Source organism: Streptomyces sp. NPDC054796 (assembly GCF_053611545.1).
On sequence record NZ_JBSHAO010000007.1, the window covers coordinates 1 to 10,756 of the forward strand.

Sequence of the window (10,756 nt, forward strand, 5' to 3'; positions counted from 1 at the left end):
GGTGGCGACGAGTGCCGGGAGAAAGCAAGCAACGAAACCCGCACTTGTCGCCGCCCGAGGAGACACCCCACCACGGCACCGACCCCCACCACACACCAACCCCACACGACCACGGTCGCAACCAAGAACCACGCGGCGCCAGCCGCGACGTACCGGTCCACACGCCGCGCCGCAGCCACCAACCCGCACCCGGACCCGTACCGCAGGGCGACAGCACCGCAAATGTTGTGGGCAATCGTCCCGCAAGGCGGGACGGGTGGGCACAACCCGTGCCACCGGACCCCAGCACGCGAACGAACCCCAAGAGGCACCAGCCAAGGCGCACCCCCACAAGAACCGTGCACCCCGTGTGGCGGTCAACCTCGCACCCCGTGAAGCGGCGCAACCCGGCGAAGGGCCAACCCCCCGTTTCAAACGACCGGCAGGTCAAGCGTGCCCGTGTCGGAGGGGGTGCTGGTGAGGGTGACGGGCTTGATGCCACGGTTGCCGTAGTACGCCGCGTCGCCCGCGGCGACGACGAACTCCAGCCGGTGCCCCGCCTCATACCGGTGGGCGATCGCCGGAAGCGTGACCGTGAAGGGCCGCGTCGCATCCTTGACGCGGGCCGGGGCGACGAGCCGGTTGACGAGTGTCCTGCTGCCGTCAGGCGCCACGTCGTACACCTTCGCGAACAGCACCAGGTTCCCCGTCACGTCCTGGTCGCCCTGCGTCCCCTCGGCCTTCGGGGAGACCACCTTCAGCCTGGCCTTCGGGGCGCCGACGACCTCGACGGGCCCCGTCAGCGGCGCCGACGTGTACGCGAGGTGCGTGCCCTTGGCGTCGGAGGGTGCCAGGAGGTCGAGGCCCGCGGCGGCCAGCAGCGAGGACTCGGAGTAGCTGCTGGGCGCCAGCAGCCAGTTGCGGTACTCGCGGCTGCCGCGCCGCACCTCGTCGCGCGAGCCGACGAGCGTCCCGTCGCCGGAGAGGTAGAACCGCCTTTTCTCGCCGACGGGGAAGGTGTCCGAGGTGGCGTACGCGTCCTCGCCCTCGGCCCAGTCGCGGTAGTACGCGAACGCGGGCCCCGTGTCCGCGTCGGCGTCGTCGCGCAGATAGTGGTCGAACCAGGCGGCGATCCGCTTGTCCGTGTACGAGCCGTCCAGCCCGTCGTCGCCGGTGCCGCTGTGCCCTGACTGCTGCCAGATCATGCGGGTGGGGGTGCCCTGGTCGCGCAGGGTCTCGTAGGTGGCGACCGCCTCGTTGAGGTTGAAGAGGGTGTCCTTCTGGCCCTGGATCAACAGGGTCGGGGCCTTGACCCGCTTCAGATAGGAGACCGGGGACGCGGCCCTGATGCGGTCCATCGACTCCTGGGTCTCGCCTGCCGGGAAGCGCCCGGAGTCGAGCATCCGCTTGGTCCGGCACATCTCCTCGGGGAAGTTGATACAGCCGACGCTCACCCGGTCGGGGTCGGTGCCCAGTTCCTTGAGGCCCTGGATCTGGCCGAGGAGGTAGAAGCCGTTCGTCCACTGGGTCTTGTACGCGCCGGGGATGCCGGAGGTGACGCCGTGCGTCTGGTCGGTGTTGTTGGGGACCAGCGAGTACGTCAGGTCGTTCCAGGTGATCATCGGGACCAGCGCGTCCACCCGCTCGTCGACCGACGCCGTGGCGAGTTGTACGGCGCCCCCGTAGGAGCCGCCGATCATGCCGACGCGGGGGTCGTGTTCGCCGTCGCTGGTGATGAAGTCGGCGCGGGTGCCGTCGTCGGCGGCGCGCTCGCCGCCCAGGAAGCCGACGAGTTCGGAGGCGGCCTCGCCGTCCGTCTTCGGGTCGTCCAGGGTGATGCGGCAGCCCGACTTGCCGAAGCCGAGCCCCGAGTAGGAGAGCACGGCGTAGCCGCGCTCGGCGAAGGACTTGGCGACCCCGGCCGTTCCCGCGTCGTTCTTGCTGCCGCCGAAGCCGTTGGTGGTGAGCACGGCGGGCACGCGGTGGTCCGCGTCGGCGCCGGCCGGGCGGTAGAGGTCGGCGTCCACGACGCACCGGTGGGCGCCCTCTCCCGTGCCGCCGGGCCCGTCGCCGCCCACCTCGACGGTGAACTTCAGCGGGGTGACGGCGTAGGCGGGCACGTCGGCCGTGGCGGGTTCGGGTGCGGGGGCTGTCGCGTGTGCGGGTACGGCCGCCAGGAGCGGCGCGCCCAGTGCCGCGCTCGCGGCGGTGAGCAGGAGCTTCCCCGGTCGTCGTGCCATGACGCCTCCCCGTTGGGTCCGACTGAATGGTCGGTCATGCCCTGTCAGGTAATGTCGTTCGTCTGTCGAATACCTGTCAATAGACGTGCGGGGAGGGAAAGTTGGGGAGGGGGCGACGCACGTCGCGGCCCGGCCGCCGGACGCCCCCGTGAGGGGAACCGTCCGACGACCGGGCCGTGGTGTCGCGTCAGCGCAAGGCCGGAGACGGGAGGGGTCAGCCCTCGCGGGTGCCGTCCACGCGGCGGGGCAGGCCGAGCGGGTTGTCCTCGCGCAGCTCGGCCGGGAGCAGCGCGGCGGGCGCGTCCTGGTAGGCGACGGGCCGCAGCCAGCGCTCGATCGCGGTGGCGCCGACGGACGTCGAGGTGGAGGTCGTCGCCGGGTAGGGGCCGCCGTGCTGCTGGGCCGGTACGACGGCGACGCCGGTGGGCCAGCCGCCCACGAGCACCCGCCCCGCGAGCGGGGTGACCTCCTCGACCAGCCTGGCCCCGGACCCTGAGGCGCCCTCCGTCTCGGCCGTGCTGAGCTGGAGCGTGGCGGTGAGGTTGCCGGGGAGGCGGGAGAGCACGGCGGTGATCTCGTCCTCGTCGCGGTAGCGGGCGACGACGGTGACGGGGCCGAAGCACTCCTCCAGCAGCAGTTCGTGCGGGCCCGCTGCGGCCAGCTTCTCCGCGGCGACGGTGAGGAAGCCCGCGCCCACGGCGTTGCCCTCGCCCGGACCCGCGGCCACCGGCGCCTCGACGCCGTCGAGTCCGGCGCGCTCCGCGACCCCGGCGAGGAACGCCTCGCGCATGCCCTCCGTCAGCAGCGGGCCGCCGGGGGCCTCGGACACCTTCTCCGTGAGGGTCCTGAGGAACCGGTCGCCCGCCGCGCCCTCCGGCGCGAGGACGAGGCCCGGCTTGGTGCAGAACTGGCCCACGCCCATGGTCATCGACCCGGCGAGCCCGGCGCCGAGCTGCTCGGCCCGCTCCTCGGCCGCCGCCTCGGTGACGACGACGGGGTTGAGGGAGCCGAGTTCGCCGTGGAAGGGGATGGGCGTGGGGCGCGCCGCCGCCGCGTCGTACAGGGCGCGACCGCCGCGCACGGACCCGGTGAAGCCCGCGCCCGAGACGAGCGGGTGCTTGACGAGTTCGACGCCCGCCTCGAAGCCGTGCACGACGGAGACGACGTCCTCGGGCAGCCCGGCCCCGGCTGCCGCGCGGCGCAGCGCCTGGCCCGTCAGCGAGGAGGTGGCCGGGTGTCCCGGGTGTGCCTTGACGACGACGGGGCAGCCCGCGGCGAGGGCGCTGGCGGTGTCGCCGCCCGGCACCGAGAAGGCCAGCGGGAAGTTGGAGGCGGCGTAGACGGCGACGACGCCGAGCGGGACGCGGTAGCGCCGAAGGTCGGGGCGCGGCGGGGTCGCGTCGGGCGCGGCGTGGTCGATGATGACGCCGAGGTAGGCGCCGTCGGCCACCTCGTCGGCGAAGGCGCGGAACTGGCCGGCCGCGCGGCCGACCTCGCCGGTCAGGCGGGCCTCGCCGAGCGCGGTCTCGGCGTCGGCCGTGCGCACCAGTTCGTCGCGGACCGCCTCCAGTTCGTCGGCGGCGCCACGGAGGAAGGCGATCCTCCGGTCGCGGTCGGCGAGCGCCCCGCGGGTGGCGTGCGCGGCGCGCACGGCGGCATCGACGTCGGCCGCGCTCGCCTCGGTCCCGACCTGCTCCCGCTGCTTTCCGGTCCGGGGGTCAACGCTCCACACTGGTGTTGCTGCCACCGCGAGTTCCTCCTGCCAGGTGGTTGTCTTCACAGCCCTCGCGTTCGATATGCTGAACGCCGTCTCTGTGAGTGAATCACTGGCAGGGACTCTATGAGTGCCGCAACAGAGGGGTCAAGGTCGATGTCAGCTGGCGAGACGGGCGGTTCGCAGGTCAAGTCCGCGGTGCGGACGGTGGAGCTGCTGGAGTTCTTCGCGGGGCGTCCCGGCATGCACTCCCTCGCGGCGGTGCAGGAGGCCGTGGGCTATCCGAAGTCCAGCCTCTACATGCTGCTGCGCACGCTCGTGGACCTCGGCTGGGTGGAGACGGACTCCACGGGGACGCGGTACGGCATCGGCGTGCGCGCCCTGCTCGTGGGCACGTCCTACATCGACGGGGACGAGGTCGTCGCCGCGGCCCGCCCCACCCTGGACCGGCTCTCGGACGACACGACCGAGACCATCCACATGGCGCGGCTCGACGGCACGAACGTCGTCTATCTCGCCACCCGTCAGTCGCAGCACTATCTGCGCCCGTTCACCCGGGTGGGGCGGCGGCTGCCCGCGCACTCGACCTCGCTGGGCAAGGCGCTGCTGGCCACGTACGACGACGAGCAGGTCCGCAAGATGCTGCCCGAGACGCTGCCGTCGCTGACCGAGCACACGATCACGGACCGCGAGAAGCTGATCGAGGAACTGCACGCGGTCCGCGAGCAGGGGTACGCGGTGGACCGCGAGGAGAACACGCTCGGGCTGCGGTGCTTCGGGATCGCGATCCCCTACCGGACGCCCGCGCGGGACGCCATCAGCTGCTCGGTGCCGGTGGCCCGGCTGACCCCTGCGCACGAGCAGATGATCAAGGACGCGCTCTTCGACGCGCGGGACCGGCTCACACTGGCCACCCGGCGCTTGTAGGAACCTCAAGAACCTCGGGACCCCGCTGGGCGCCCCGGAGACGGCGCGGCGGTGTGGCCGCCCCCGGCGGCCGGGGAGGCCGCCGCACCACACCGCCCGCGTATGCGCGCCGGTCGTCAGTCCGTGAGTACGTTCAGTACGTCACGCCTTCTTCTCCAGCACGCCGAAGTTGAGCGACACCTCGTCGCCCTCCACACTGCCCACGGAGATCTCCATCGGCTTGCTCTCGTCCCCGAAGGTGGCGGTGCAGTCCACCTTCTCCTCCACCTTCGCCTTCAGCCCGCCCGGGCAGCTCACCTTGTCCGGCGTGTCGCCGGAGCCGGGGCGGCCGAACTCCTTGCCCGCTTCCTCCAGGTCGGCACGCGGCACCGTGTGGCCAGGCCCGCTGGCGGTGGCGGTGGCCCCGTCGGGCATCGAGTTCCAGGCGACGGTCCCGCCTATGCCCAGGACGGCGACCACGGCGACGACGATGATGACGATGTTCTTGCGCTTCATTCGGTGCTCCTCGAATCCTGTTACGGCCGGTCACTCCCGGCCCCCGTGAGCTCCCGGAGGCGCGTGGAACACAGTGGGAGACGCCCGGTCCGGACGATCAGGTTCCGGGTTGCGGGCAGCAAGATCGTGAGGGCGGCCCGGACCGTCCCGTCTCGCCCCGCCCTGAGATGAATGTTCGATGAGAACCGGCAGCGTGCGGAACTGCGACTACCGCTTCAGGCGTTCTTCCGCGGGATGAACAGGACAGTAAGGCGCGCCTCCGTCGTGATCCTGGCCCTCGTGCTCGCGCTCCTCGGACGCGTGACGTGGGTGCAGGTCGTCGAGGGCCAGGCGCTCGCGGAGGACGACAAGAACCGGCGGAACGCCATCGAGCAGTACGGGCACCCGTTCGGCGACATCATCGTGGGCGGAAAGCCCGTGACAGGGTCGTCGGAGGTGAACAGCGGAGACCTCAAGTACAAGCGGACCTACACCGACGGGTCCCTGTACTCCGCCGTCACCGGGTACAGCTCGCAGGTCAGGGGCTCGACCCAGCTCGAGGGGATCTACACGGACGTGCTCGACGGCAAGGACGACCGGCTCAAGAACCCGCTGGACCTCGTCACGGGCGAGCACACCAAGCCGGGCAACGTGATCACGACGATCGACCCAAAGGTGCAGAAGGCCGGTTACTCCGCGCTCGGTGACAAGAAGGGCGCCGCCGTGGCCATCGACCCGGACAACGGCGAGATCCTGGGCCTGGTCAGCACCCCCTCGTACGACCCGTCGAAGATCAGCGGCAGCGACGAGAGCGACACCGCCAACTGGAACAAGCTGAGCGCCGACGAGGAGAAGCCCATGCTCAACCGGGCGCTGCGCCAGCCGGTGCCGCCCGGTTCGACGTTCAAGCTGGTCGTCGCGGCGGCGGCGCTGGAGAACGGGCTGTACTCCTCCGTGGACGAGCGCACCGACAGCCCCGACCCGTACACGCTCAAGGGCAGCTCCACGCCCCTGGACAACGAGAGCGCCTCGGCGCCCTGCGAGAACGCCTCCATCCGCACCGCGCTGCGCTACTCCTGCAACACCGTCTTCGCGAAGATGGCCACCGATCTGGGCGCCGGAAAGGTGCGGGAGCAGGCGGAGAAGTTCGGCTTCAACAACGAGAAGCAGGACGTGCCGGTGCGCGCGTACACGAGCCTGTACCCGGAGAAGATGGACTCCGCGCAGACGGGTCTGTCCGGCATCGGCCAGTACGAGGTGACCGCGACGCCGCTCCAGATGGCCATGGTCTCCCAGGCCATCGCGCACAACGGCAAGCTGGTCGACCCGCACATGGTCTCCAAGGTGCAGGACGCCGGCGGCTCGACGCTCCAGAGCTACGAGGACGGGGACGCCGAGGAGGTCATGAGCGAGGACACCGCGGCCCAGCTCCGGTCCGCGATGGGCACCGTCGTCAACGAGGGCACCGGCACCAACGCCAAGATCCCCGGCATGACGGTGGGCGGCAAGACCGGTACGGCCCAGCACGGCGTGGACAACAGCGGCACGCCGTACGCCTGGTTCACGTCCTACGCGAAGAACAGCGCGGGCAAGCAGGTCGCGGTGGCCGTCGTGGTCGAGGACTCGGACGCGGCACGCGCCGAGGTCAGCGGCAACGGGCTGGCGGCGCCCATCGCCAAGAAGCTGATGAGCGCGGCCCTCGGCTGACGGGGAGGGCGGGTGGCCTGTGACCTCGTTTCCAGCCACCCGTCACCCGTCACCCGCCGTCCCCGCACCGGCCCGTGCGGCGCGGCTCAGTCCGTGACACCCTCCCGCACCCGCGCGTCCCTGCTCAGCCGTACCGCGCGGGCCAGCCGCGCCGCGTCGGGGCCCATGCCGCCGGGGAAGCCGTAGCGGCGCCGGGTGTAGCCGAGGGCGAGGCCGGCGCGGGGGTCGGCCAGGCCCAGGGACCCGGCGGCGCCGCTGTGCCCGATGCTGCCCTGGCCCAGGGCCGGTATGGATGCTCCGTAGGACTGGAAGCCGAGCGCGAACTCCTTGTACTGGCGCGAGACCAGGTCCGTGCCCGTCGAGTGGAGCTGCCCGAACTCGGCGAGCGTGCCGGAGTCCAGCAGAGGTTCCGCCCCGTCCACCTCGCCGATGACGGCGGCGTAGAAGCGGGCCAGGCCGCGCGCCGAGGCGACGCCGCCGTAGGAGGCGGGGCCCGCCGCGCGCACCAGGCGCGAGTTGACCAGCGCGTCGATCGGCGGGTTGCGCGGGTGGTGCCGGTTGAAGGCGATGCCGCCCAGGCTGTCGGGCCCGGACGCTGCGGCGTCCAGTTGGGCCTGCTGTTCGGGCGTCGGGTACATGGGGTGGATGTCCAGCACCCGGTGCTCCTGCTCCTCGGGCAGGCCCATCCAGAAGTCCAGCCCGTAAGGGGCGCGCACCCGTGCCTCGTAGAACTCCTGCATCGTCTTGCCCGTGGTGCGCAGCACCAGTTCGCCGGTGAGCGCGCCGATGTTGAGGGCGTGGTAGCCGAAGGCGCTCCCTGGACGCCAGAAGGGGCGCTGCCCGGCTGTTCGGGCCGCCATGAGGCGGTCGTCGGCGAGCTGGTCCGGGTCCAGGCCCTCCGCGTCGCCGACGAGCCCGGCGCGGTGCGCGAGGAGCGTGCGCACGGTGATGGCGTCCTTGCCGTGCGCGGCGAACTCCGGCCAGTAGTGGGCGACTTCCCTGTCCAGCTCGACGGTGCCCTCGCGCACCAGCAGCGCCAGTACGAGGTGGGCCGCGCCCTTGGTGGAGGAGTAGACGCCGAGGAGGGAGTCGGCCTCCAGGTCCTGGCCCGTCCACAGGTCGACCACGCGCTCGCCGTGCTCGTAGGCGGCGAGCTGCGCGCCGTGTCCGGGTTCGGCGGCGGCCACGGCCGCGAACTCCTGGGCCACCGGCTCGTAGCCGGGTGCCACGGTGCCGTGGACGACGGGCAACTGGCCGCTCATGGGCGCTCCTCGGGGTCGTGGGCCGACGCGTACGGCCGGGGCCCGGCCGTACGCGTTCCAGCCGTGTAGGGGGCACGGATATTCCTCCGCCGCCCCGTAAGGGCGCCCCGAGGGGCGCCCCGAGGGGTCAGCCCTTGCCCGCCCCCGCGCCGCGCGCGACAAGGCGGGGCACATCGGCCGGGTCGTCGACGTGCGGGCGCAGGCTCGGGGTCCAGCCCGCGTCGTCGCCGACGAGTGCGACGGGGTTCTGCGTGTTGTAGTAGCGCAGGACGTCGAAGGGTTCGCCGTTGACGTAGTTGCCCGACTCCGTCATCGCGGCCCCCTTCACCCAGGGGTGGATGACGCGGTACGGCGCGATGGTGTCCGGGAGCGTGAAGGCGTTGTGCTCCCCGACGAGCGCCGACTCGAAGCCCAGGCCCCAGCTGTAGCCGTAGGGGGCCAGGCCGCTCTCCTTGTAGTGGTTGTTGTAGACGTCGACCTTGCCGAAGCGCACGCGCGGGACACGTTCGTTGAGGTCGCGGAAGAGGTTGTGGTGGAAGGTGGCCCGCAGCCTGCCCCGGTCGGTGGCGCCCGCGCCATCGCTGTTGCCGATGAGGACGGACTTGTCGTGGTCGTACAGTTCGTTCCAGGAGACGGTCACCAGGTCGGCACCGCGCACGATGTCCAGCAGGCCGTCGTGCTGCTGGAAGAGGGCGCCGAAGTGGTGGGGCTGCGCCGAGTCGGGGCGGCGGCCGTCGGTGAAGCTGTTGTGGTCCACCCAGACGTGGCGTGAGCCGGTGACCACGAGGTTGTCGTACTCGGAGTTCCACGCGCCGGTCGTGTTGTCGTCCGGGTCCCACTGCGGGAAGCAGTCGAAGGCGTCCTCGAAGCGCAGGCCGCGCACGATGACGTTCTCGGAGTCCGCGATCTGGAGACTGACCCCGAGCAGCCGGGCCTTGCCGCCCACGCCGACGAGGGTCGTGTTCGAGGGCACCCGCAGCGCCACCCGCTCCTTCTGCCGGGCCGACGACGCGAGACGCGCGTCCTCCATCGGCCCCTCGGGGTCCTTGTCGCCCCAGGTCTCCGGGTCGTAGGCGGCGAGGTACTTCTCCAGGGTGTAGCCGTCGGTCGCGTAGTCCTCGCAGCTCAGCGGCCTGCCACGGTCGTCGGTGTTGCCGTCGATGGTGCCCTTGACCTTGATGACCGTCGGCTCGTCGCCCGCCTTCTCCAGCGCGGCGGCGAGCTGGGCCCGGGTGCGCACGGTGTGGGTGTGCGCCTTGTCGGCCCCGGCGCCGCCCGTCGTGCCGCCCTCCAGGGAGGCCCAGCCGTCGCCCTCGGGCAGCACGACATCGCCGGGGCCACCGGGGCCACCGGGGCCGCCGCCGCCCCGGGCCGCTGACGTGCCGGTGTGCGTGTCGGCGTGCGCCAGGCTGCCGGGCGCGAGGAGGGCGCACACGACCGCGACCGCCCCGGCCCACCCGTACCCCGGTCTCCGTCCCCGCGCCCCTGCCCGTGCCCGTGCCCGTCTCCGTGCCCCCGCGTGTTCCGTTGCCCGCATGCTCACTTCGCCTCCGACCAGGTGATCACGTCGTCCGGAATGTCCTCGCCGAGGCGCCGTACGCCCCGCAGCAGCCGCTCGTCGCGCAGCCCGCGCGCGACCATCCGGGCCACCTCGATGGCCCCGTGCGGCTGGAAGTGGGTGTTGTCGGCGACGCCGTCCGGGTAGTTGGGGAACACGCCGGGCGGCAGGTGGAGGAAGACGCCCAGCGTCCCCTCCTCCCCCAGCCTGTCCCACTCCCGCAGGCTGGCCGCCTGCACGTCCAGCAGCGGCACCCGCTCCTCGGCTGCGAGCGCCCGCATCGCGGCCGGGTACTCCCCGTGCGTGGGCTGCGCCCTCCCGCCAGAGAACCGGCGCCGCTCGACGGACGTCACCAGCACGGGCCGCGCCCCGGCGTCGCGGGCGCCTTTGAGGTAGTGGCGCAGATAGCCCTGGTAGGTGGTGTACGGGTCGGTGCCGCGCGCCGGGTCCCCGGTCTTCTCGTCGTTGTGCCCGAACTGCACGAGCAGCAGGTCACCGGGACGGATCGCCTCCAGGATCGGCGCGAGCCGCTCCTCGTCGTAGAAGCTCTTCGAACTGCGCCCGCTCATGGCGTGGTTGGCGACGGTGACGCCGCCCCCGAGGAACACGGGCAGCGCCATGCCCCAGCCCGCCTCGGGCGCGTACCGCGGCAGCTTGGTGTCCGCCGTCGAGTCCCCCGCGATGTACACGACGGTCCGGCGCGGCGCCGCGTGCGCGGTCTGTGTGCTGACGGTGCCGTACGCGACCGGGAGCGTCCCGGCGGCGAGCACAGCCCGTCTTCGTGAAATCCCTCTCCCCATCCCCATCCCCATCCCCATCCCCACTCCTCCACTCCCCGCTTCTCCTCGGACATCCCCCGGCCACGGCGGCTCCTCGCCGCGAGAACGCCACCGCC

8 protein-coding genes are annotated in these 10,756 nt (G+C 72.1%); 2 read left to right on the forward strand and 6 right to left on the reverse strand.

Annotated elements, in window-relative coordinates:
• Positions 1-410 precede the first annotated feature (410 nt).
• Positions 411-2,219 (reverse strand): CocE/NonD family hydrolase, encoded by a 1,809-nt coding sequence (locus ACWGJ2_RS07940; RefSeq protein ID WP_453345127.1) that lies wholly within the window; start codon positions 2,217-2,219, stop codon positions 411-413.
• A gap of 214 nt (positions 2,220-2,433) precedes the next feature.
• Positions 2,434-3,966, reverse strand: a complete 1,533-nt coding sequence (locus ACWGJ2_RS07945; protein WP_453345128.1) for an aldehyde dehydrogenase (NADP(+)) — start codon at positions 3,964-3,966, stop codon at positions 2,434-2,436.
• Positions 3,967-4,089: 123 nt separating this feature from the next.
• On the opposite strand from ACWGJ2_RS07945, the gene ACWGJ2_RS07950 reads away from it, so the two are divergent.
• Positions 4,090-4,860, forward strand: coding sequence for an IclR family transcriptional regulator (locus ACWGJ2_RS07950; RefSeq protein WP_453345129.1), 771 nt, complete (start codon positions 4,090-4,092; stop codon positions 4,858-4,860).
• 141 nt (positions 4,861-5,001) lie between these two features.
• Here the strand turns inward: ACWGJ2_RS07950 and ACWGJ2_RS07955 are convergent, their stop codons facing one another.
• Positions 5,002-5,355, reverse strand: a complete 354-nt coding sequence (locus tag ACWGJ2_RS07955; protein ID WP_453345130.1) for a DUF4333 domain-containing protein — start codon at positions 5,353-5,355, stop codon at positions 5,002-5,004.
• Positions 5,356-5,589: 234 nt separating this feature from the next.
• Between ACWGJ2_RS07955 and ACWGJ2_RS07960 the strand changes: the two genes are divergently transcribed.
• Positions 5,590-7,041, forward strand: coding sequence for a peptidoglycan D,D-transpeptidase FtsI family protein (locus ACWGJ2_RS07960; RefSeq protein WP_453345310.1), 1,452 nt, complete (start codon positions 5,590-5,592; stop codon positions 7,039-7,041).
• An 86-nt stretch (positions 7,042-7,127) separates the two neighbouring features.
• Here the strand turns inward: ACWGJ2_RS07960 and ACWGJ2_RS07965 are convergent, their stop codons facing one another.
• The 3 genes from ACWGJ2_RS07965 to ACWGJ2_RS07975 all read right to left on the reverse strand — a co-directional run bounded on the left by ACWGJ2_RS07965 (position 7,128) and on the right by ACWGJ2_RS07975 (position 10,661).
• Positions 7,128-8,303 (reverse strand): serine hydrolase domain-containing protein, encoded by a 1,176-nt coding sequence (locus ACWGJ2_RS07965; protein ID WP_453345131.1) that lies wholly within the window; start codon positions 8,301-8,303, stop codon positions 7,128-7,130.
• Between the two features lie 127 nt (positions 8,304-8,430).
• The gene (locus tag ACWGJ2_RS07970) at positions 8,431-9,738 is read right to left on the reverse strand and encodes a pectate lyase family protein (RefSeq protein ID WP_453345132.1); all 1,308 of its coding nucleotides are present in this window, start codon (positions 9,736-9,738) and stop codon (positions 8,431-8,433) included.
• Positions 9,739-9,842: 104 nt separating this feature from the next.
• Positions 9,843-10,661 carry a rhamnogalacturonan acetylesterase gene (locus ACWGJ2_RS07975; RefSeq protein ID WP_453345133.1) on the reverse strand — a complete coding sequence of 273 codons (819 nt, stop codon included), beginning with the start codon at positions 10,659-10,661 and terminating at the stop codon, positions 9,843-9,845.
• Between the last annotated feature and the right edge of the window lie 95 nt (positions 10,662-10,756).